The sequence below is a fragment of the Hymenobacter sp. YIM 151500-1 genome (assembly GCF_025979885.1).
Classification (GTDB): Bacteria; Bacteroidota; Bacteroidia; order Cytophagales; family Hymenobacteraceae; genus Hymenobacter.
The window spans coordinates 1598122-1619885 of record NZ_CP110139.1 but is presented as its reverse complement, the minus strand read 5'-3'; the positions used below and the strand labels follow the sequence as shown (position 1 = coordinate 1619885).

16 protein-coding genes and 1 riboswitch are annotated in these 21764 nt (G+C 62.9%); all 16 genes read right to left on the bottom strand.

All coding sequences use genetic code 11. The features are described from left to right. Nucleotides 1-3 precede the first annotated feature (3 nt). The 16 genes from OIS53_RS06685 to pseC all read right to left on the bottom strand — a co-directional run bounded on the left by OIS53_RS06685 (nucleotide 4) and on the right by pseC (nucleotide 21600). Nucleotides 4-771 carry a DUF2490 domain-containing protein gene (locus tag OIS53_RS06685; RefSeq protein WP_264681627.1) on the bottom strand — a complete coding sequence of 256 codons (768 nt, stop codon included), beginning with the start codon at nucleotides 769-771 and terminating at the stop codon, nucleotides 4-6. A 146-nt stretch (nucleotides 772-917) separates the two neighbouring features. After that, on the bottom strand, nucleotides 918-3818 hold the full coding sequence (locus OIS53_RS06680; RefSeq protein ID WP_264681626.1) for a TonB-dependent receptor: 2901 nt from the start codon (nucleotides 3816-3818) through the stop codon (nucleotides 918-920). A gap of 304 nt (nucleotides 3819-4122) precedes the next feature. Beyond that, entirely contained in the window at nucleotides 4123-5940 is a 1818-nt protein-coding gene (locus OIS53_RS06675) for an assimilatory sulfite reductase (NADPH) flavoprotein subunit (RefSeq protein WP_264681625.1), read from the bottom strand. Between the two features lie 93 nt (nucleotides 5941-6033). Next, on the bottom strand, nucleotides 6034-6801 hold the full coding sequence (cobA, locus tag OIS53_RS06670; RefSeq protein ID WP_264681624.1) for a uroporphyrinogen-III C-methyltransferase: 768 nt from the start codon (nucleotides 6799-6801) through the stop codon (nucleotides 6034-6036). A gap of 206 nt (nucleotides 6802-7007) precedes the next feature. Beyond that, a complete protein-coding gene (locus tag OIS53_RS06665) occupies nucleotides 7008-8300 on the bottom strand; it encodes a sulfate adenylyltransferase subunit 1 (RefSeq protein WP_264681623.1) in 1293 nt (430 codons plus the stop codon). A gap of 133 nt (nucleotides 8301-8433) precedes the next feature. Continuing rightward, complete coding sequence (cysD, locus tag OIS53_RS06660; RefSeq protein ID WP_264681622.1) at nucleotides 8434-9339, bottom strand: sulfate adenylyltransferase subunit CysD; 906 nt, start codon at nucleotides 9337-9339, stop codon at nucleotides 8434-8436. Nucleotides 9340-9554: 215 nt separating this feature from the next. Further along, a complete protein-coding gene (locus tag OIS53_RS06655; protein WP_264681621.1) occupies nucleotides 9555-10331 on the bottom strand; it encodes a phosphoadenylyl-sulfate reductase in 777 nt (258 codons plus the stop codon). A gap of 324 nt (nucleotides 10332-10655) precedes the next feature. After that, nucleotides 10656-10747, bottom strand: a riboswitch (SAM riboswitch). A gap of 209 nt (nucleotides 10748-10956) precedes the next feature. Continuing rightward, on the bottom strand, nucleotides 10957-12435 hold the full coding sequence (locus OIS53_RS06650) for a lipopolysaccharide biosynthesis protein (RefSeq protein WP_264681620.1): 1479 nt from the start codon (nucleotides 12433-12435) through the stop codon (nucleotides 10957-10959). A gap of 123 nt (nucleotides 12436-12558) precedes the next feature. Beyond that, a complete protein-coding gene (locus OIS53_RS06645; RefSeq protein WP_264681619.1) occupies nucleotides 12559-13923 on the bottom strand; it encodes a DUF7033 domain-containing protein in 1365 nt (454 codons plus the stop codon). Nucleotides 13924-14037: 114 nt separating this feature from the next. Further along, nucleotides 14038-15327, bottom strand: coding sequence for a glycosyltransferase family protein (locus OIS53_RS06640; RefSeq protein WP_264681618.1), 1290 nt, complete (start codon nucleotides 15325-15327; stop codon nucleotides 14038-14040). Nucleotides 15328-15449: 122 nt separating this feature from the next. Continuing rightward, nucleotides 15450-16154, bottom strand: coding sequence for a PIG-L deacetylase family protein (locus tag OIS53_RS06635; RefSeq protein ID WP_264681617.1), 705 nt, complete (start codon nucleotides 16152-16154; stop codon nucleotides 15450-15452). After that, complete coding sequence (locus tag OIS53_RS06630) at nucleotides 16141-17088, bottom strand: acyltransferase (RefSeq protein WP_264681616.1); 948 nt, start codon at nucleotides 17086-17088, stop codon at nucleotides 16141-16143. The genes OIS53_RS06635 and OIS53_RS06630 overlap by 14 nt, the downstream gene beginning before the upstream one ends. Before the next feature lie 38 nt (nucleotides 17089-17126). Then, nucleotides 17127-18176 (bottom strand): pseudaminic acid synthase, encoded by a 1050-nt coding sequence (gene pseI / locus OIS53_RS06625; RefSeq protein ID WP_264681615.1) that lies wholly within the window; start codon nucleotides 18174-18176, stop codon nucleotides 17127-17129. Between the two features lie 17 nt (nucleotides 18177-18193). Beyond that, nucleotides 18194-19663: a UDP-2,4-diacetamido-2,4,6-trideoxy-beta-L-altropyranose hydrolase gene (gene pseG / locus OIS53_RS06620; RefSeq protein ID WP_264681614.1), complete on the bottom strand. Its 1470-nt coding sequence runs from the start codon at nucleotides 19661-19663 to the stop codon at nucleotides 18194-18196. A gap of 1 nt (nucleotide 19664) precedes the next feature. Further along, complete coding sequence (locus OIS53_RS06615) at nucleotides 19665-20390, bottom strand: glycosyltransferase family protein (protein WP_264681613.1); 726 nt, start codon at nucleotides 20388-20390, stop codon at nucleotides 19665-19667. 52 nt (nucleotides 20391-20442) lie between these two features. Continuing rightward, nucleotides 20443-21600, bottom strand: a complete 1158-nt coding sequence (gene pseC / locus OIS53_RS06610; protein ID WP_264681612.1) for a UDP-4-amino-4,6-dideoxy-N-acetyl-beta-L-altrosamine transaminase — start codon at nucleotides 21598-21600, stop codon at nucleotides 20443-20445. Nucleotides 21601-21764: the final 164 nt, after the last annotated feature.

Below are 21764 nucleotides of genomic sequence, written 5' to 3'. Positions count from 1 at the left end.
AGACTAGGGGGCGGAAGGAGAAGGGACGGGCGGCGGGGTGGGCCGCAGGTCAAGGTTGTGGAAGTAAAAAAGCCGGATGGTGTGCTGGTTGCGGTAGGTGCTGCCGGCGGGCAGCTGCTGAAACAGGTGCATGTAGCCGCCGTGCAGCTGGGCGTGCCGGTTGAGTTGGTACACCACGCCCGCAAACAGCCGGTTCTGGTCGAAGTAGTTCAGGCGAATCTCCCGGCCGAAATTCATCATCACCTCATTGTTGAGCAGAAATTGCAGGCCGCCCGGTTCGAAGCCCCGCTTGGTCAGGGGCACGAACAGGGCCGCGTTGTAGCGGACGCGGTAGTTGAAGTCAAACTCGTCGGTGGGCTGCTGCTCCCGGATGGTGCGCCGAAACCGCTCCTCCAGCCGCACCCACTGCATGAGGCGGGCCTGCGGAAACTTCGTAAACCACTGCACCTGCTGCCAGGGCCGGTGCTCGGCCTGGCTGACGCGGCGCGCGCCCTCCGGGAAGTGGTGCACGTAGGCGTAGCCGGCAGTCAGGCGCACGTCGTCGGTGAGGTAGTAGGTGAGGCCCACCCGCGCTATGCCTTGGAACACATCCTGCACAAACCGCTCGTGCAGGCGCAGGTGCAGGTCGGTCCAGGTGCCCCAGCGCGGCGCAAACCGCGTTTGGTTGAACACGCCCACCCAGGTTTGCTGCTGGCGCACGTACTGTTTCTGGGCCAGGGCAGGCCCGGCCAGCAGCAGTAGGAGGGAGACAAGGGGAAGTAAGCGTTTCATCGGTAGCTTTAGTTGTGTTGCCTCACCCCAACCCCTCTCCGGGGGAGAGGGGCTCTAGCTCTAAATTTTAGCTAGTTCTAAACCCTAGTAAGCTTTAAAAACTAGAGTTAGAGCCCCTCTCTCGAAGAGGGGTTGGGGTGAGGCATCTAGCGGAGCACGGTGTTGTCAAACGTGAGGGCCACGTAGTACAGCCCCCCGATGGTGGGGCCGGCCGCGTACTGGTAGTAGCGGTTGTTGAGCAGGTTGGTGCCACCCACTTTCACGGTCGACTTCAGCGCTGGCACGCGCAGGTTCACCTGGGCATCCAGGGTCTGGAAGGCGGGCACCCGGCCGTTGGCCAGGGGGCTTTCCCACTGGAAGCTGGTCTGGTAGCGCCACACCACGTTGAAGCCCAGGTTGGGCACTACTTCGCGGTTGCCGAAGCTCAGGTTGGTTACCCAGCGCGGGGTGTTGAAGCCGGTCACGAAGATGTCGGCCTGCTGGTTGTCGGAAATGTCGTTGAAGTTGACGTTGCCGCCGAGCGTGAATTTCTGGTAGAAGTTGTAGGTCAGGCCCAGCGTGGAGCCGTAGCTGCGGTACCGGTTGCGGGCGTTGGTGTACACGCGGTACCGGTCCTGGCGGGTGGCGCGGTTGGTGGCCAGGGCCGCCAGCACGGCCTCGTCGGAGCCCACGCCTACCTGCTGGCCGGCGGCGTTTTTGGGCACGCTCACCTCCACCTGCCCCAGAAAGCCGGAGTAGATGTTGTAGTAGGCGTCGGCGTCGATGGACAGGCGGTTGTCGAGCAGCACGCTGCGGTAGCCCACCTCGTAGGCGTTGATTTGCTCGGGCTCCTGGGTAGTCAGGTTGGCCACTTGCAGCCGCTCCCGGATTTCGGGGCGCAACGCGGCCTGCTGGGCCGTGGTGCCAGCGTTGGCGGCCACGTAGGCATTCACGGCCGCGTTAAAAGTCGAAATCGACGCCAGGGTGTAAGAGTTGTCGAGGTAGTTGAGGCCCCGGTTTACGCGGGCCAGGCCGCCCACCCGGCGCACGTTGCCGTTGTTCACAAACGACAAGGCCTCAAACAACGAGGGGAAGCGCCAGCCGTTCTGGTAAGAGGCGCGCAGGTGATGGTGGGCCGCCACCGTGTACACGGCCGCCACGCGCGGGTTCAGCTTGGGGCTGAACTCGGGGTTGTAGTCCAGGCGCAGGGAGGCCGTCAGCTTCAGGCGGTCCTGGAGCAGGCGCCGGGTGAGCTGCCCGAAGCCCCCGATTTTCTGGTAGTACTGGTTGCGGCCGCCGGGCGTGGTCCGTTCGCTTAGGGGCCGGCTGAAGTCCACGAAGTTGTTGCCGTCGGGAATGACTTCGTACAGGCGAGCATCGGCGCCCACCACCACGTCGGCAAAGCGCACCCGCGGGCCCAGGTTCCACAGAAAGTCGGTGTGGTAGGTGCGGCTGCGCTGGATGAGGGCCGCCCCGCCGGGCACGGGCGCGCCCGGCACGTTCACGCCGCTGTCCCAATTGTTGGTTTTGATAATCTGCTGTTTGAGAGCCGCAAACTCCGGCGTGCCCGGCACGGCCCGGCCCTGGTCGGCGGCGGTGCGGGCCTGGCGCATGGCGTCGGGCAGGCTGGCCCCAGCGCCCAGCTGGCCTTGCAGAGCCGTGCGGAACCGGGAGCCCCAGGCGGCGTTGGAGCCGTTTTGCAGGTCCAGGTTGAGGGCCAGGGGGTTGAGGTTGTAGGAGTCGCCGGTGTTTTCCAGCAGCAGGTAGGCGCGGGCCGTGAAGTCCTGGCCACGCAGCTCCAGCTTGTGGCTGCTCACCGTCACGCCATCCAGCTGAATCTTGTTGCCGCGCTGAAACACCCCGTCCATCAGCCCAAACCGGTAGCCGTAGGCCAGCTCTAGCTTGTCGGTGAGCTTGTAGTGCAGGCTGGCGTCGGCTTTGATGTTGCGCACGGTGGGGTTGGCCAGGTCCCGCTCGTAGTAGCCGGTGCGGCGCACGTTAAAGGTTTCGGTGCGGCCGTTGTAGGGAATGGTAATGGCCACGTTGCCGGCGTTGTCGTCGCCGTAGCGGTTCCAGAGGTCGGCGGCGGGGTTGCTGGCCCCGCTCAGCTCCGGAAAGCGGGGGTTGGCCGAGGGCAAGTTTTGCGGGTTCTGGTCGGTTTGGGTGTCGGCCAGCCAGTCGGTGCCGCGCAGGTAGCTCAGGTTCACCTTGTAGGCCCACCGGCCGGCCTTGCCCAGGGCCTGGGCCCAGCGCACCGCCGACTCCGTGAGCAGGCTGGGGTCCCGGTCGCGCCCGTCCACGTGGTTCACGCCCAGCTTCTGGTACACGCTCAGGCCCTGGTAGGTGAAGGGGCTTTTGGTGCTAAGGTTGGCCATGCCGTTGATGGCGTTCATGCCGTAGAGGGCCGAGGCCGCGCCGGGCGTGATTTCCACGCTGGCAATGTCCAGCTCCGTAGGCCCGATGGCGTTGCCCAGGGGCACGCCCAGGGTAGCCGCCTGCATGTCCACGCCATCCACGAGCTGCATAAAGCGGAAGTTGTTCGGGATGTTGAAGCCCCGGCTGTTGGGCACCTTGAAGGTGAGCGAGCTGGTGGTCATCTGCACGCCCTTCACGTTTTCGAGGGCGTCGTAGAAGCTGGGCGCCGGCGTTTCCTTGATGGCCCGGATGTCGAGCTTTTCAATGGCTACCGGCGAGGTCAGCCGGCTTTCCTCCACCCGCGAGGCCGACACCACCACCTCGTTCACGGCAATGGCCTTCGACTCCAGCTGCACGGCAATGGGCTGGCTGCCGCTGGCAATTTCCAGCTCCCGCGCCTCGTAGCCGAGGATGTTGAAGACGAGCGTAAACGGAAACCGTAGCTTGGCTTTCAAGGCAAACTGCCCGTTTTCGTCGCTGAGCGTGCCCGCCGTGCTGCCCTTCACCGACACGCTGACGCCGGGCAGGACCTGCTGGGTACCCTTCTCGCGGACTGTGCCACTGATGGAAAGCAAAGCATCCTGGGCGTGCAAGGATGAGGCACTGGCCACTACCAGCGCCGGTATTAGCAGGGAAGCGGATAGCTGCTTCATGATGTAATAAGCTGTTTTTTAGGAGGTAGTTGGTGTAGTAGCAGGATGGCACGGGCAGAGCAGGCAGGGCCCGTACCGCCGCGCTTCGGGCGCAGCCGCCGCTATCAGCGGCAGCTACAACATCGTTGTGAAAAGGCGGTGGTCATGGCTGGTGAAGGGGTGATTGTCATTCCGAGCGAAGCGAGGAATCTGGGTGTGGGTCGTAGGGTATCCCGCTTCGGCTGCGAGGACGCTCGATGAGGCTGACATTCAGGGTGCTATGAAAAGTATCACTTCTCATGTCTCACCTCTCACTTCTAAAAAATCAATACACATCCTCCAGGTACCGCCGCGACTTCCGAAGCTGCCGCAGGTACTCCGCGGCGTAGTCGTCACCCTGGCCGCTTTCCTGGGCGATGATGCGCAGCAGAGCCTGCTGCACGTCGGCGGCCATGCGGTTCTTGTCGCCGCACACGTAGAAGTGGGCCCCGTTTTCTAACTGGTCGAATACGCGCCGGCTTTGCTCCAGCAGGCGGTGCTGGATGTAGATTTTCTCGGCCTGGTCGCGGGAGAAGGCTACATCGAGGCGCGAGAGGGCGCCGCGCTTGAGGTGCTGCTGCCACTCCAGCTGGTACAGGAAGTCGGTAGTGAAGTGGGGGTTGCCGAACACCAGCCAGTTCTGGCCCGTGGCGCCCGTCTCGACCCGCTCCTCCACAAACGCCCGGAACGGTGCCACCCCCGTGCCCGCGCCCACCATGATGATGCCGGTGCCGGGGTCCTGGGGCAGCTTGAAGTACTCGTTGCGGTCTACCCACACCCTGGCCAAGTCGCCGGGGGCCAGCTGGTCGGCCAGGTGGCCCGAGCAGGCGCCCTGCTTGTGGCGGCCGTGGGCCTGGTAGCGCACCTTGCCCACCGTGAGGTGCACCTCGTCGGGGTGGGCCAGCAGGGAAGAGGCAATGGAGTAGGCCCGCGCCGGCAGGGGCCGCAGCACCGCCGCCAACTGCTGCCCCGACAGCTCCAGCGGAAACTCCCGGAGCAGGTCGGCCACGTCGCGGCCGTAGAGGTAGGCGGGCAGCTGGGCTTTCAGGTCCAGCACCTCGCGCAGCTGCGGGTGCTGCGGGGCCACGGCGGCGTACCGCTCCAGCACGTCGCGCGTCAGCACCGACAGCTCCAGCCGCTCCGTCAGGGCCGTGCCCAGGTCCAGCTCGGCGCCGCCCAGCTGCACAGGCGCATCAGCCGGCAGCCGGACGGCTTGGAGCACTTCCTGCACCAGCGGCTGGTGATTGATGGGCTGCACCAGCAGGGCGTCGCCGGCTTCGTAGCGGATGCCGGAGCCGGCCAGCGAAAATTCCAGGTGGTAAGTTTCCTTGTCGGAGCCCCGGCCGTTCAGTTGAATCTTTTCCAGCAGCTCCGCTTCAAATGGCCGCTCATGAGAATACTCCACCGGCTCGGCTACGGCCGCGGGGGCAGCCGGCGCCTCGGCCCGCACGGCCACGTCGGGGCGGACAGGAGTGGCGGGCGTGAGCTGGCCCAGCACCTGAGCGGCCCACTGCCGGGCTTCGTTTTCAAAGCTCACGTCGCAATCTACCCGCTCAGCCAGGCGCTGGGCACCCAACTCGGCCAGGCGTTGGTCGAACTCGAAGCCGGTCTGGCAGAATTGCAGGTAGCTTTTGTCGCCGAGGGCCAGCACGGCGTAGCGCAGCTCCGGCAGCTTGGGGGCGCGCTTGCTGAGCAGAAACTGGTGCAGCTCCTCGGCCGCCATCGGCGGGTCGCCCTCCCCCTGGGTGCTGACTATGATGAGCAGCTGCCGCTCGTGTTGCAGCTCCTTGGTCGGGTAGTCGTTCATGTCGCGCACCGTGGGCGTAAGGCCGCGCTGGCGGGCCGCCTCGGCCACCAGGCCCGCCGCCTTCTTGCTGTTGCCGGTCTGCGAGCCGAATAGGATGGTCAGCCGGCCCGCTGAATCGGCCGCCGCAGCCGGGGCAGCGACGCCGGGCAGCGGCGCCGGGCCCGGCGCCGCTGCCCGGCCGTACAAGTAGCCGCTTAGCCAGATGAGCTGCTGGTCCGTCAGGCCCGACGTGAGCCGCTGCAACGACTCGTCATCAAACCCGACAGGCAGAGTGGGAGAAGGTGAAAGAATAGACATGGGATGGAGGTTTCTGGCAGTGGGAAAGGGGGCAGGACTGGTTCTAGGGCTAGTCGTAGGGTTGGCGCTGGTTGATGGCTGACGGTTCTGGCTTCACGCCACCTCCGCGTACAGGGCCGGCAGTTCGGCCAGCTTCTCCGGGGTAGCCAGCCGCACCACTTCGCCGATAATGATGATGGCCGGGGCTTCAATACCCGCGGCGGCGGCACGAGCTGGCAACTCGGCTACCGAGCCCGTCACCAGGCGGGCCTGGGGCAGGGTGCCGTTCTGGATGATGGCGGCGGGCGTGGCGGCGTGGCCGTGGCGGCAGAACTCGGCCACAATGCGCGGCAGCTCCCCCAAGCCCATCAGGATGACGGTGGTACCGCGCGTGTCGCGGGCCGCCTCTCCGATGCTGCCCGACAGCTCCCCGCTAGCCGTGGTGGCCGTAATCACCCGAAAGCCTTCGCTCAAGCCCCGGTGCGTAACCGGAATACCCGCGCTGCCCGCGGCGGCTACCGCGCTGCTGATGCCCGGCACGTAGTCGGTCAGCAGGCCGTGAGCTTCGGCGTAGAGCATTTCCTCGCGGCCCCGCCCGAACACGAACGGGTCGCCGCCCTTCAGGCGCACCACATGGCCGTAGCGGCGGGCATAGTCCACGATGAGGGCGTTGATTTCGTCCTGCCCGTGGCTGCGCATGCCGCGCCGCTTACCCACCGGCACCAGCAGGGCCGTGGGGCGGGCGTGGTCGAGCAGGGTGCGGTTGGCCAGGGCGTCGTAGAGCACCACGTCGGCCTCCGCCAGCACCCGCGCCCCCTTGAGCGTGAGCAGCTCCGGGTCGCCGGGACCAGCGCCAAGAACGGTAAGGCGGGGAGTGGTCATGGTGGTGAGATGGTGAAGTGGTGAGATGGTGAAGTGGTGAGTAGTGAGGTGGTGAGTGAAAAAGAGGGGTCATGCTGAGCGCAGCCGGAGGCGCAGTCGAAGCATCTCCACCGGGGGCTAACTCAATCGTTAGCTTCAAAGCAGGTATCCGCAACGAAGCGGGAGAGATGCTTCGGCAAGCTCAGCATGACGTTCTTCACGACATTCTAAATTGAAAACACCACCGGCGGCTGAACCGGAGTAGTGAAGTACTCCGAGTTAGCGGCTTCGACGAGGCCGGCGGCTACGGTGTCGCCGCTCAGCTCGTCTACCAGGATAAAGGAGCCGGTGGCGCGGTTGTGCTGGTAGAGGTCCACGGCCAGGGGCTGGGCGGTTTTCAGGCGCACCCGCACAATGTCGTTGAGCTGGGCCGAGTCGGCGGCGGCGCGGTTGAAGGTCTGCACGTTCACCTTGTAGAGAATGGCCGGCACGGCGGCCTTCACCAGGGCGGCGTGGTGCTGGAGCAGCAGCTTCCGGCCGGGCCACAGGGGCTGCTCACTCATCCAGCACAGCGTAGCTTCCAGCTCCCGCGTGAGGGTCGGCTCCTCCTCGCTGCTGACGGGCACCAGCGAGTCGCCGCGGCTCACGTCCACATCGTCGCGCAGCCGGATGACCACGGCCTGCGGGGCCACGGCCGTTTCTACTTCCTGCTGGTTTACTTCCAAGGCTTCAATCTCCGACTCCAGGCCCGAGGGCAGCACCCGCACGCGCTGGCCGCGGCGGTACTGCCCGCTCAGCACCTGGCCGGCGTAGCCGCGGTAGTCGGGCAGCTCGGCAGTCTGGGGCCGGATGACGTACTGCACCTGAAAGCGGGAAGCGGCGGCCGTTTCGGAGGCGCCGGGCACGCGTTCCAGGTGCTCCAGCAGGCTGGGGCCGGTGTACCAGGGCAGCTGGGCCGACTTCTTCACCACGTTGTCGCCGAGCAAGGCGCTGAGCGGAATGGCCGTGGCGGCGGGCAGGTGGAAGTGGGTGGTGAGGGCGGCGTAGTCGGTGGCAATGCGGGCGAAAACGGCCTCGTCGTAGCCTACCAGGTCCATCTTGTTCACGGCCAGCACGAAGTGCCGAATGCCCAGCAGAGCGGCAATCAGGGTATGGCGGCGAGTTTGCTCAACTACGCCCTGGCGGGCATCCACCAGCACAATGGCCAGGTCGGCGTTGCTGGCGCCCGTCACCATGTTGCGGGTGTACTGCACGTGGCCGGGCGCGTCGGTGATGATGAACTTGCGGCGCGGCGTGGTGAAGTACTTGTAAGCCACGTCGATAGTAATGCCCTGCTCCCGCTCGGCCCGCAGCCCATCGGTCAGCAAGGCCAGATCCACGGTGCCGCCCGACGCCTGCCGCTTCTCCAGGGCCGCCAGCACGTCCAGCGACACCGACTCAGAATCGTACAGCAGCCGCCCAATCAGCGTGCTTTTGCCGTCGTCCACGCTGCCGCAAGTGATAAATCGAAGTAAGTCCATTTCGGAGAGGTGAGAAGGTAGAGGTGAAAAGTGAGATGGACGGTGAAGAATATGAGGGTGTAGTTAGGAATACTGATGAGGAAAGGGCAAGCCAAAAACTCTCACTTCTCACCTCTCATATCTCACTTCTAAATCAGAAATACCCGTTGCGCTTCCGGTCTTCCATGCCGGCTTCGGAGATGGTGTCGTCGAGGCGGGTGGCGCCCCGCTCACTTACCTTGGCCAGCAGCAGGTCCTGGATGATGTCTTCGACGGTGGCGGCCGAGCTTTCCACGGCGGCCGTGCAGGTAGAGTCGCCCACGGTGCGGAAGCGCACCTGCCGGGTCACAATTTCGTCGTCCTCGTCGAGGCGCAGGTGCTCGGTGAGGCCCAGCAGCTGGCCCGAGGGCAGCACCACGCAGCGCCGCTCGTGGCCGAAGTAGATGTCAGGCAAGGCAATGTTTTCGCGCTGGATGTAGCGCCACACGTCCAGCTCGGTCCAGTTCGAGATGGGGAATACGCGCACGTTTTCGCCCTTCTGAATGCGGCCGTTGTAGATGTTCCACAGCTCGGGGCGCTGGCGCTTGGGGTCCCACTGCCCAAACTCGTCGCGCACGGAGAAGATGCGCTCCTTGGCGCGGGCCTTTTCCTCGTCGCGGCGGGCCCCGCCGATGCAGGCGTCAAACTCAAACTCCTCGATGGTTTCGAGCAGGGTGTAGGTCTGCAAGGGGTTGCGACTGGGGTACTTGCCGCCCGGCTCGCGCAGGCGCTGGCGCCGGATGGTGTCCTCGACGCGGCGCACAATCAGCCACTCGCCCAGGCGGGCGGCCAGCTCGTCGCGGTAAGCCAGCACCTCGGGGAAGTTGTGGCCGGTATCCACGTGCACCAGCGGAAACGGAAAGCGGCCGGGCCGGAAGGCCTTTTCGGCCAGGCGGGTGAGCACAATAGAGTCTTTGCCGCCCGAAAACAGCAGGGCAGGCCGCTCAAACTGCCCGGCTACTTCGCGCAGAATGTGAATGGCTTCGGCTTCAAGCCGGTCGAGATAATCAAATTGAGTCATGTAGAACACGCTTTAGCTTGTTCGGCGCCAGGAGTTTCTGGCTGAAAAAAGCCCGGCCAGGCCGGAGAAATACTGTTTAGTGGTAACCGTCATGCTGAGCTTGTCGAAGCATCTCTACCTCTGGCTAACTCCTGACGCTTGTTCAACGAAGCGGGAGAGATGCTTCGACTTCGCCTCCGGCTGCGCTCAGCATGACGTTCTGCATGCTGCGGCTTTCAACCGGAAGCAGGCACCGGCTCCACCACCGGGTCGGGGCCGTTGTGCGTGGCGTGCAGGCCGCATTCCTTGGCCGACAGGTCTTCCCACCACCAGCGCCCGGCCCGGAAGTCCTCGCCCGGCCGGATGGCACGGGTGCAGGGCGCACACCCTATGCTCACAAAACCCTGCTGGTGCAGCGGATTGACGGGCACGCCATGCTCCTGCACGAAAGCCAGGGCCTGCTCCCAGGTCCAGTCGAACAGCGGATGAATCTTAATGAGGTTATGCGCCGCGTCCCACTCCACCGGCTCCATGGTCTGCCGGTTCTGCGACTGTTCGGCCCGAATGCCGGTTACCCAGGCCGGGCGGCCCGCCAGGGCTCGGTTCAGTGGTTCCACCTTGCGGATGTGGCAGCACTCCTTGCGGTTTTCCACGCTGTTGTAAAAGGAATTGGGGCCTTTGCTGAGCAGCAGGCTTTCCACGGCCTCTTGCTGCGGGAAGTACACCTGAATGGACTTGCCGTACTTGAGCAGCGTCTTATTCCAGGTGGCGTAGGTTTCCTGAAAATTACGGCCCGTGTCGAGGGTGAATACCTCGATGGGCAGGTCGTGGGCGAAAATCAGGTGGCTGAGTATCTGGTCTTCCAGCCCGAAGGAAGTGGAAAACACCGCCTGCCCCGGATACCGCTCGGCCACGAGGCGCAGGCGGTCCAGAGCCGACGCCTGCGTGAGGCGGGGACGCAGCTCGTCCAGCAAGGCATGGACGGCCGGCGTAGCTTCTGCTACTGCGGACATAAACAAAGGGGGAGTGGAAGGCGCCACCAGGGGCGAGTTCCGGCCAGACATGGCCCCCGAAAGCTGAAATCGGCTGGGGCCGCGCACAGCGCGGCTACAACAGAAACAGCAGGGGCGAAAGGCGCGGGAGTGTGAACGGCCGGGCTACGCAGCTACGCGCACCAGCAGGCTTAGTATCAGCACACTACCAGCAAAAAAGAAGGAAAGCGGGGGCCCTAACAACAACACGCCATGCACAGCATACCACAACACCCATGCTGTACGGCGGGGGAGGTGACGAATGCGGGAGCAGCGGTGGTGTGAAAGGGTTTCACGGCGTTGTTGTTTTTATATGGTCAGGACTTGGCACCGTTGCAGAGCTTCCGCTGGTTGCCGGCGTTTCGTCGAGCCTGTCTCTCCACGCCTCTGTATAAAAACAATCCTTCAGTGGGGTAAAGAATTGGTGCCCTAAAGGTAGCAGCCAGAATTTTATACTTCCAAATTTTTAAATGAATAGTTACTGGCAGTAAGTTGTGTTAAAGATGATACACCGCTGTAAATCAGTGAAATGCTAGATACTAGGCGCCTAAAAGCCAAAACGCGCATACTTTGTTTGTGGCGGATTTTTGCTCTGCCCGCTGCGTCTTTAGCGGCACACGCGCGCCCATAGCTGCCGCAACAGGGCTGTGGCTTCGGGGGCGGCGTTGGTGGCTAGCACCAGCCCGGCGTACACGGCCGTCAGCACCGTGGAGCGCAGCAGCATGGTGAGCAGGGGCGAGGCCTGGGCCGGTACCAACCACGCCAGGAAGCCCGCGGTGGCGGCAATCAGCAGGATGAGCGGAATGCGCCAAGTGAAGGGCTGCATGCGGTAGCTGTGCCACACAAACCAGGTGCGGGCCAGGTTGATGCTGACCTGGGCTGCCACGGCCGCCACAGCCGCACCCATCAGGCCCAGGCGCGGAATCAGCACGGCGTTGAGCACCACGGTCAGCACGGCCAGGCAGGTATTGAAAATCAGGTCGAAGCGGTAGCGGGGCGAGGTGACGACGATGAGGCCGTTGACGCCGGTGATGCTGTCGAAGAGGCGGCTGCCGAGCAGGAGCAGGACCACAGTGGTGCCCTGGGCGTAGTCGGCCCGCATGAGCGAGTAGATAAAGTCCAGATTGAGGCCGATGCCCAGGGCCAGCAGGCAGCCCACCAGCGTGTTCAGGCGGGTAGTGCGGCGGTAGAAGTCGGCCATGCGGGGCAGGTCCTGCTGCTTCCAGTAGTCGGCCAGCAGCGGAAAGGCAATCTTGTTGAGGGAGCGGGCCGGAATAGCCAGCGCCGTGCTGATATAAAATGCCACCTGATAAATGCCGGCCGCCGCCAGATTTACCTGCGCCCCCACCATAAGCATGTCGATGTACATGATGATGGTGCCTGACAGGGAGCTGAGCAGGGTAAAAGCGCCCACGCTCAGCAGCTCCCGCACGGGCCGCACGGCCAGCACTTGCCGCGTGGGCCGCAGGTGCAGCTCCCCGATGGCCGCCACATAGCCCGTAAGCAGCAGCAGCAGCAGCCCGTTGGCCCCCACAAACCACAGCACGTACCCCCGAAACGACAGGTAGCCGCCCGCCAGCAGCAGGGCCCCGCTCACGATGAGCACCCGCAGCAGGATGTCCTGCACAAACGAGGAAAACGCCGTGTGAAACAGGGCTTTCAGGTAGGCATCCTGCAAGGAATACAGCAGCGTGAACAAGGCCAGCACGGCCCCCCAGGTGTAGAACGAACCCAGCAGCGCCGCATCGGTTTCATACAAGCTGAGAACCAGGGGCTCACCCAGAAAGTACAGGGCGGCTACCACCACGAAGCCCAGCAGGGGCACGGCCAGCAGGAAGGGCAGGAAGCCATGATGCCCAGCCTCCCGGCTGCGGAAGTAGGGAAAGAACCGAATGCCGACGCTGGCAAACCCAAACGCCGCCACCTGCGCAAACAGCGTGGCAATGGACGACAGCGTGCCCGTGAGACCCAGCTGCTGCGGCGTCAGAATGCGGGGCAAGACCAGGGCCGTGCTCACAAACCCCAGCCCCAGCCCCACATACGAAATAACCGTGTTGCGCAGCCCCTGCCGCTGAACGATACCCAAAAGGTGAATGAGTGAATGAGTGAATGAGTGAATGCCTTGTCTGTCATTCCGAGCGGAGCGAGGAATCTAGGCTTACCTTCTAGTGATTATTCCAGATTCCTCGCTCCGCTCGGAATGACAGTTTTAGGACATCCACACACAAATATCCGAGCCGTTGACGAAGGCCGCGTGGCGGCTGCGAAGGTAGTGCATGAGGGCGCGGAACTCACGGGGGCCGTTGCGGGTGTTGGCCGGGTCGAAGTTCTCGTTGTGCCAGAGTACGGTGCACACGCCTCCGAACCGCTCGATTTCCTGGAGCATGGGCGTCAGGGAGGGCATGATTTCATCCGGGGCTAGTTGCAGGTAGCGCGGATGGTGCAGAGTGGCGTCCATCACGTTGAGCGGAATTTCAAGGAATCGGCAGGCCTCTCCATTCTGAAAATCAAACGGATGAAACGGCAGGCAGTACGAGTTGCGGAAGCCGTAGTGCTCGGCAAAGCCCAAGGTAGTGTCGTAGGCGAAACCGGCTTGGGCTACGGCGCCCGGCGTGGTGCGCGGCTCCCAGCGCAGATAATGGAACCGCAGGCCTAATCCTGCTGCGCCGTCGGCTACCCGCGCGGCTTCTGCGTGCAGGTCTTGCGGCTGAGGATTGGTACCAGCTTGGTAGCTAGCGTGGAGGCCGATTTCCGCACCGGCCGCGGCTACCGCTTGCAAAGCTGTTTGCAGCTGCTGAATTCGATAGTCGGCATTAGGTGTGCCGTTGGGGGCTTTGCGGTGCTCCGGCAGGAAGAAGAACGTGCTTTTGGCCCCGAACTCAGCCACCGTTTGTTGCACCAGAGTCAGGTTGTCCCAGGCATCGGGCTGGGTGAGGCGCTGCCACAGCTGCTTCGCCAGGCCCGGCCAGTCGCGGCGGTGCAGGGCGGCTTTGGCGGGGGCTTTCCAGGCGCTGTACAGGTTGTCGATGTCGTGGGTGATGAAGGCGGCCCAGGCGGCCTCACCGACCCAGCGGCGCGGCTGTAGCGGCCGGCCGGTGGCGTGCTCCACGGCTGCGCGCAGCACGTCGAAGTAGTAGTTCACCACGGGCACCGCCACAAACCCGTAGCGGTGCTGCACGCTGGCCGCGTAGGGAAAGCGCCCGTGCGGGTCGCGCTCCGCACTGAAAAACTCCTGCCACCCGCTGAGCAAATAAAATGCAGCGGAAATGATGTCGGCTTGAATCCGGACCCGCCCGCCGGGTAGCAGCTCCAGCAGGGGCAGCTCCGGGCTAGGGCCAAAGAAAAACGGCACGGAGCGGCCGGCCCACTCCCGCCAGGTAGGTTCGGCCGGATAGGGGTTGGCTTCGGCGAAGAAGCTACCGGCCGCAGCTTGAACTTCTATCTGAGGCTGCATATCGGCATACCCAACATGGATGTCCGGTACGCTTTCATACGCCAGCCGAAAATGCCGCAGCACGTACGCCAAGCGAGTTTCGGCGGATATGGGGGCAATAGATGGAAACAGTGGCAGCATAGCGCAAGGTACATCAACTGTGGCCTGCGGTTTAGCTTGGGCCGGGAAAGAACAGCCTCTGCGTACCTCAGCGAAACCCTCAGCGCACCTCTGCGAGAAATAAAACAGCCCAAGCTAAACCGCAGGCCACAGGTCGAGCCACTCATTCAGCAGCCGCACTGCCCGCTCCTGGCTGCGCCCTTCCTCCGGCGTGCCCAGCGTGGCGTTGTAGTACGCTGCCCGCTGATACAGGTCCGCCGGTTTGTGCTGCTGGTAGCCCCGCAGCAGCTCCGCCAGCTCCGGCAACGAAGACGCCCGCTCCACCAGGCCATGCGCCACGTAGCCGTAGTAGTCGTCGGCCACGCCGTGCGACCCGAACCGGTAGTAGATGCTGGCCAGGTTGAGCAGAGTAGCTTCCAGGTGGGTGCTGGTATCGGCTGCTACCATGGCGTCGTGGCGCTGTACAAACTCAAATACACTTTCCTGGCGCGCATCGGAGAAGTGCAACGCCGGGTGGCGCCGAGCCAGAAACCGAAAGTCGCGCTGGTCGCCGGGGTGGGGGCGGAAGGTAAAGGTGAGGCCCGGCAGCTCGGTCAGCAGGTGGTCCACGGCGGCCGTAATAGCCTCGGTGTCGTCCAGGGTGTTGCAGGCCAGGGCCACGCGGCGCACGCGCGGCTCGGTGTTGCGCCGGCTAAGAAAGGCGTCGGCGCGGGGCATACCCACCAGCTCTACCCGCCCGCGTATGGGGCCGCACTGCCGGTATTTGTCGAGGGCATCCTGGCCTTCTAGCAGGCTCAAGTCGAAGCTCAGGGGTGGGAAGTTGGTGCTTACGCTGGCGTGCTGCACGTAAGCCGTAGGGATGCCTACGGTCTGGCAGGCCAGCAGCAGGGCCCGGGCGTCGTCGTTGTGGTCGTTGGCATACACCACGGCCCGCGGCTGGTAGTGGCGCAGGGCCCGGCAGTACACCTCGTAGTAGCCAATGGCGTTGAAAATGAGGTCGAAAAACCGCCAGGCCCGCCTGCCCTCCGTGCGCCGCAGCTCCCGGTACACCCGCGGCAGCTGCCCGTAGTACAGCAGCTTCCGCCGCAGCGACAAGCGGTTCACCTGCCGGTTGTAGCGCCCAATCTGCTTGCTCTGCCCCGCCACCAGCACGCTGTCGGGCCGCGCCTCCCGGATGAAGCGCAGCGAATCGTAGTTGTTCTGGCTCACTACGTACAGCCATACCTTACCGCGCAACTTCTCCGGGTTGCGGATGGGCCTGAATGCGTTGCCTACCAGCCGCAGGGCCGCGTAGCCCGCCACCTTCAGCAGCCGCTTCCACGGGCTAGCCGGCGAAATAGGCTCCAAAGTATGGGGCGGAAACGACGCAAAATGATCCGTGAAACGAACGTACAGGATGTCGCGGAGGCGGGCAGCTTGCTTCAAGAATTAAAAATTGAGAATTAAGAATTAAAAATTAGGCCACGGGCAGCTGCCTCTGGTGTTTTTGCCACAATGGAAAGGCCGACGCTTGTACCCACTTTCAATTCTCAATTTTTAATTGACTTCTAGCCAATGTGGCGAATCAGCATAAACGCTTCCGCCAAGGGCTGCCCAATCACCACGCCCCAGCGCTGAGCTTGGATGCGCAAAGCTTCTGGAGAGCGGGGGTGAGGGTAGGGGCGCTTCTCAAACTCATAGGCTTCCATGCCGGCAATTTTCGCCGCCACATCCTCTTCATCCACGGCCAGGAAAAAGTTAGGTAGGAAGGGATTGGGGTAATTGGCCGCCTGCCACTCGGTGCTCGAAGGTGTTTCGCAAGCTATAATAGTCCGCATGGGCTCCCCAGGTACGGGGCGGGTGCCGGTAATAACAGCCTCGAAGGTGCGGCGGTGGTCGATGTTGGTGTCGCCGCCGTGGTGGGTGAAGATGACATCAGGCTGAAAGGCCTCCTTTTCCTGCTCCACCACTTTCACCAGGTCCAGCAAATCCACGGAGTCGAAGCGGTTGTCGGCGAAATCGTAGATGCCGGTGGAAGCATAGCCGATGGCCTCGGCGGCCCGGGCAATGTTGGCGCGGTGCACGGCCAGCTCGGCGGCCCATTGCGCTGGCTCACGCACGGCGGCGCGGGAGGTCAGGCCTTCACCCAGAATAACGGCCCGCGCCGTGCAGCCCTGCCGATGTACCAGGCGGTGAATGGTGGCGCCCAAGCCCAGCAGCTCGTCGTCGGGGTGGGCTACTACCACCAGAATACGTTTGTTATGCAGCTCCATCCGCGTCAGGATTTACGGCCAGCAGGCGCTGGTACTCCGGGGGAAGCACCGAGGTAAACGGCTGCCCGGTATAAAACTTAATACCCCGGCGGCGCAGAAAATCCCGAAAGTCCTCTTCCACAGCCGAAAAGGTGCCGCTGGCTTGCATGGTGCTGAGGTCGAATACCACCGCATTGCACTGAATGCGCTGGGTGGAAGGCTCGTACGACACCCGTACGGCCAGTTCTTTGTAAGCGGCCAGCTTCTCATAGTCGGCCAGAATGCGGCGCACCAGTTCCTCGTTGCGGGCGGCATCGTGGCTGGGGTAGAGGTTTTCTTTTAAGATGCGTACGGGAATGCCGCCGGCCAGGCAGCCATCAGGTAAGTCTTTATTGATCAGAGAATTGGTGCCAATGACCACGTTGTTGCCGATGCGGCGGTTGGGCAGTACCGTCGACTTGGCCGGCAGCCATACTTTGTTGCCGATATGCACCGGGCCGAAATCAGCCGGAAATCCCTCCAGGATAGGCAGATAGGAGCCGTGGGTCCACACGGCTACATCCTCGCCAATGCCCACGTACTCACCAATGCTGATAGCGTGGTTGACGTTGAGCGTGATGCGGGCACAAATCATAGAATAGGAGCCAACTCGCAGGTGGGCATCCTCGCTGAACTTCCCCCCGTGGCCCACCACTACGTTTGAGTCCCAATACACATACTCACCCACGTGCACCGTGCGGGCCGTCAGGCTGTTGTGGTGGCCGAAGACAGTCAGGTCGCCGATTTCCAGCCGTTGCCCAATCAGAAAGGTGTTGTGGGAGCCCAACGTCACATCGTCGCCGATGATGCACTCGGCAGCGCGGATGCTGGTGTTAGGCCCAATGCGGAAGTTGCGCCCGATGCTGAGGCGGTCAGCAATGATGTAGCTGCCATTCTCGAATTTCTGAATTTCCATATGGCTGGTCGGTAGCTTTGTTTCCCGTTATGCCAGACCTACAGTACGTCCCACGTAAGGGCGGTGCCGCGGCGCAGGGCTTGGCGAACCGGGCGGCCCAGCACTTCGGGCAGGTGATGCGGAGCCAGCCCGTGACCCGGCCGAATCACCCGAACGTTTTCCTCCGTCAGCACTTCGCCGGCGGCAATGTCTTGCACCACATAAATAGAGCGGCGGAAACCTAAAGACTTCTGCTCGGCCGCCGTGGGGCCGTAGAATACGCTGCCTAGCGCCTGCTGAGCCTGCCGGCACTCCTCCACCAGGCGGCGCATTTCGTCCGGTTCCATAGAAAACGACGAGTCGGGGCCGCCGTCGGAGCGGCGGATGGTCAGGTGCTTTTCGATAACGGTAGCACCCAGCACCGTAGCTGCTACGCCCACGCCCGTGCCCAAGGTGTGGTCCGACAAGCCCACGTGACAGTTGAACATGTCGCGCAGATGGGGAATAGTGCGCAAGTTGGTGTTGTGGGGTAGAGCTGGGTAAGTGCTGGTACACTTCAGCAGCACCACTTGCTCGTTACCTTCCTGCCGCACGATACGCACCATGCGTTCCAGGTCGGCGAGGTCGGCCATGCCCGTGGAGATGATGACGGGCTTGCCCGTGCGAGCCGCGCGGCGAATCAGGTCGGGCCAGTTGTTTTCAAAAGAGGCAATCTTGTAAGCCGGGCAGTTCAGGGTTTCCAAGAAGTCGATGGCCTCCACAGAAAACGGGGAGCTGAACCCTACCATCCCGTGCGCGGCGGCTCGCTCGAAAATGGGTGCGTGCCAGTCAAATGGCGTGTGGTTGGTTGTGTACAGCTCATACAACGACTGGCCTTCCCAGTCCGAATTGGCGCCGCGCACCACGAAATCGGGCTCCCGGCTGTCCAGCGTCAGCATATCGGGGGTGCTGGTCTGGATTTTCAGGCCCTGGCAACCCGCGGCGGCCGCGGCGTCCACGATTTCCAGGGCCCTACTCAGCGACTGGCCGTGGTTGCCCGACATTTCGGCGATGATAAATGGGGCGCGGCCGGTACCGATGCGGTGGGCACCCAAAATAATATCTTGCATGCAACTAAGGTAGAAAGCTAAGCCGGCGGCGCAAAGGCCAGCCGGAACACGTCGTAGGTGGTGCCGTGTAGCTCTACAGACGGCTGAGCGGCGAAGCCCAGCCGCTCAAACACCCGGCGCGATGGCAAGTTACCGGCTTTTACCTGCGCTACCAGCGTCCAGGGCGCCGGCCGGTTGTGGCGCAGCTCCAATACGGCCCGCCGCAGCACGGCCAGGCCCAATCCTTGCCCCCGAAACCCGGCCGCCACTGAGTAATCAATCAGGCCTTCTGAGCCGGTAAATTCTATTCGCACTTGCCCCACAGGCTGATCCTGAAGCTCGAAGAAGTACAGCAGCGTGTCGGGGTCATGCAGGCGGCGCGTAAACCACACCTGATGCTGCTCCCACCGAATAGGCTCCTGCTGAATGGCGTTACGGCGCACGTCGGCATCGTTGGCCCAGGCTAGGTACTGCTCCATGTCGGCGGCGGTGGCCCGCCGAGCGGTAAGCTCATACGCCAGCATCACTTCCCGAAACGCCCGGCGCAGGCGCAGTCCGGCCTGCCCATCAAACATTGCCCGCTGCCGTTGCTGTAGCTGTTGGGCCAGTTCCGGCAGCTGCGCCGGCAGTAGCGCCGGTAGGGTGGTGAGCGGTAGCGCCAACTTTTCGGTAGTCAGATAGGAAAATAGCCGCTGCTGATTGTCGGCAATGGGGTGAAGAAGCACCAGCCCGCCCACGGCACAGCATTCATAGGCCACGCCACTTGGCGGGCATACTTTCAGGCCGCAGCGGCTCAGCAGGATGGCCATTTGCTCGGCGCTGAGGTTGTGGTGAAGCTGGACGTTGGCCCACTGCTGAGCCGCTTCCCTCAGCGCCGCTTGGTGCGGGTAGGCACTACCCGTTACTACGTCTAGTTGGTGCTGCGGCAGCCAGTGCCGCAGGTGGTGCAGCACGGCCAGCGTCTGGTTGTCAGGGTCGGCGCCACCCATGTTCAGAAATACTCGGTTGACATCTAAAGTATCGGCAGGGGCAGCTTCCCGAAACGGCCGGCGCAGTAGGGCATAGGCGGGGCCCAGGCAGAACGTGGTGCCAGGCTCGTGTTGGTAGTCAGTAGCCCGGACGCCACCGGCCTGGTTCAGCACCAAATCGGCCCACTGGTAGCCGGCAACCATATCATCCAGTTGAACCACCGCCTGCCGCCGCTGCTTCAGCCGGCGCTGATACTTGGGGGTAAAGTCATAGCCATCCAGCACCATAATATCGTGTGGCGTACTGTGCGCGTGCAGCCAGGCCGATTCATCAGCCGGCAGCAAGTCGGCAGGCACGAACAGAATGTCAAAGCCCGCCTGGCGAACCTGGGTTTCGACTTCAGTCGAAGGCTCGCGCATGGCAAAAACGCAGGCAAACTCCGGCGCCAGCATATCGGCCAGGGCCAAGCAGCGAGTCAGGTGCCCCAGCCCGATGCGGGCGTTGCCATCAGCCCGAAAAATGACGCGCGAGGAAGGCATATTAGATTTTCTTCTGCTCGATGTGGGCGTTGAGGGCCACCAACTCGGGGTGGGCATCAAGCAAGGTAATCAACTGGTCGGCCGAGAGGTGGTCGGCGTGGTGCTGCTCAATTAGAGTTTTAATTAGCGCAAAATCTTCGGCCGTATCCACGGTTAGCCGGTAGCTGCTACGGCCGGGTTGGCGCGTGGTGTGCCGGAAGCGCACAGTGCCGGAGCGGTTCTGATGAATGTAGGGTGTTACGTGCTCCAGGTCAGGTGGCAGCGTAGCCAGGTGCGCTGCCTCGGCCAGCAGCTCCCGAGAGAAAATTTCAAAGTCCAAGCCCCGCGGAAAGGTGCGCTCCAGCACGTTCGACAGGTACAGTCGCTCATCCTTCGCTGCCACGTACATCTGCACTGCCCGCCCGATCAACGCCCCGTCTATCAGTGGGCAATCCGACGTGACGCGCACGATAATGTCGAGGTCGTAGGCTTGGGCGCACTGCCAGTAGCGGCTCAGCACGTTGTCTTCGGCGCCCCGCACGCAGGGCAATCTATACGCTGCTGCAAAGTCAGCCAATGGGTCATCGGTGGTATTTGTGGTAGTAGCCACATACAGCGGCAAGCCGCTGGCTCGTAGCCGCTGCACGTGATAGTGCAGCATGGGTTTTCCGGCAATGGGCAAAAGCACTTTACCTGGCAGGCGGGTGCTGGTCATGCGGGCCTGCGAGACGATGCCGACGTTTTTCAATGTGTGCTTCGTAAAATAAGAAGGATGGCGAGCGAGGAGGTCAGAACCGAAATTATTCCTGCACAAGCTCCCGGATGCAGCCAATCACGTACTGCTGCTGCTCGTCGGTCAGACTGGGATACAACGGGATGCTGAGGCAATGGGCGTAGTATTCTTCGGCGAGCGGGAAGTCGCCGCGCTGCCAGCCCAGGCTCTGATAGTACGGCATCGTGTGGACCGGAATGTAGTGGACCTGCGTCAAAATTTGCCGTTCCCGCAACGCATCGTACAGCTCTTTGCGGCGGGGCACCTGAATTACGTAGAGATGGTAGGCGTGGCCTGGAGCCCCCGTCAGGGGCTGCACGGCGGGTAGCTCCTCAAAAGCCGCATCGTAACGGACGGCCAGCTCCCGGCGACGGGCCAGGCCCTCGTCGGCGCGGCGCAGCTGGCTGATACCCAAAGCGCACAGCATGTCGGGCAGGCGGTAGTTGTAGCCTAGCTCCTGCATTTCCATGTACCAGCCACCCTCATTGCGGCTCATCTGGGCGGGGTCTTTCGTGATGCCGTGGGTGCGCAGCTTGAGCAGTTTTTCGTACAGGTCGGGGCGGTTGGTGGTAATCATGCCGCCCTCACCCGTGGCAATGTGCTTGACGGGGTGAAAGCTGAAGATGGCCAAGTCGGCAAACTGCCCGTTACCGCAACGCTGTTGGGTGCCGCGCGAATCGGTGAAGTAGCCGCCGGGAGCGTGGCAGCTGTCCTCAATCATCCACAGCCCAAACTCGTCACATAGCTGGCGAGCTTCCTCCAAGTTCACGGGCAGCCCGGCAAAGTCCACGGGTATCAGGCCGTAGAAATAACCTCGCGGATGGCTTTCCAGCAGGCGCCGCACGGCTTGCAAGTCGATAAGGGCCGTAGCCGGGTCGATGTCGGCAAAATGCACCTCGCCACCGCAGTACCGCACGCAGTTGGCGGAAGCTGCAAACGTGATGGGCGTGGTGATGACGCGCTGCCCCGGCTGCACGCCCAGCGCCAGCGCGCATAAGTGCAGCGCCGCCGTGCCATTGCTGACGACTACGGCGTATTGTGCGCCCACGTAAGCGGCAAACTGCTGTTCAAACTCCGCCACCTTTGGTCCTTGCGTCAGGTAATCGGAGAGCAAGGTTTCGTTGACGGCCTGAATGTCTTCGGGAGTAATGTGCTGGCGGCCGTAAGGAATAGGAAGAGACACCATGAAGTAGCAGGGGAGCAGGAAGTTGAACAGCTGTGAGCTGAGCAGCTGCTTGGTTTAGGGTAAAAAACAAAGATAGACCTCCAAGGTGCCTTAAAAATAGCCGCGGCTGTACAAGGTGAGTGAAAAGTGCGCTTCGCCCTTGTAGCCTGCCCAGGCTCAGCTGT

What these genes read in the sequence shown, in the direction of transcription:
- OIS53_RS06675 (WP_264681625.1), bottom strand. Translation starts at nt 5,940, where the DNA reads ATGTCTATTCTTTCACCTTCTCCCACTCTGCCTGTCGGGTTTGATGAC.
- pseG (WP_264681614.1), bottom strand. Translation starts at nt 19,663, where the DNA reads ATGCCTTCCTCGCGCGTCATTTTTCGGGCTGATGGCAACGCCCGCATC.
- cobA (WP_264681624.1), bottom strand. Translation starts at nt 6,801, where the DNA reads ATGACCACTCCCCGCCTTACCGTTCTTGGCGCTGGTCCCGGCGACCCG.
- OIS53_RS06630 (WP_264681616.1), bottom strand. Translation starts at nt 17,088, where the DNA reads ATGGAAATTCAGAAATTCGAGAATGGCAGCTACATCATTGCTGACCGC.
- cysD (WP_264681622.1), bottom strand. Translation starts at nt 9,339, where the DNA reads ATGACTCAATTTGATTATCTCGACCGGCTTGAAGCCGAAGCCATTCAC.
- OIS53_RS06655 (WP_264681621.1), bottom strand. Translation starts at nt 10,331, where the DNA reads ATGTCCGCAGTAGCAGAAGCTACGCCGGCCGTCCATGCCTTGCTGGAC.
- OIS53_RS06635 (WP_264681617.1), bottom strand. Translation starts at nt 16,154, where the DNA reads ATGGAGCTGCATAACAAACGTATTCTGGTGGTAGTAGCCCACCCCGAC.
- pseI (WP_264681615.1), bottom strand. Translation starts at nt 18,176, where the DNA reads ATGCAAGATATTATTTTGGGTGCCCACCGCATCGGTACCGGCCGCGCC.
- OIS53_RS06665 (WP_264681623.1), bottom strand. Translation starts at nt 8,300, where the DNA reads ATGGACTTACTTCGATTTATCACTTGCGGCAGCGTGGACGACGGCAAA.
- pseC (WP_264681612.1), bottom strand. Translation starts at nt 21,600, where the DNA reads ATGGTGTCTCTTCCTATTCCTTACGGCCGCCAGCACATTACTCCCGAA.
- OIS53_RS06680 (WP_264681626.1), bottom strand. Translation starts at nt 3,818, where the DNA reads ATGAAGCAGCTATCCGCTTCCCTGCTAATACCGGCGCTGGTAGTGGCC.
- OIS53_RS06645 (WP_264681619.1), bottom strand. Translation starts at nt 13,923, where the DNA reads ATGCTGCCACTGTTTCCATCTATTGCCCCCATATCCGCCGAAACTCGC.
- OIS53_RS06685 (WP_264681627.1), bottom strand. Translation starts at nt 771, where the DNA reads ATGAAACGCTTACTTCCCCTTGTCTCCCTCCTACTGCTGCTGGCCGGG.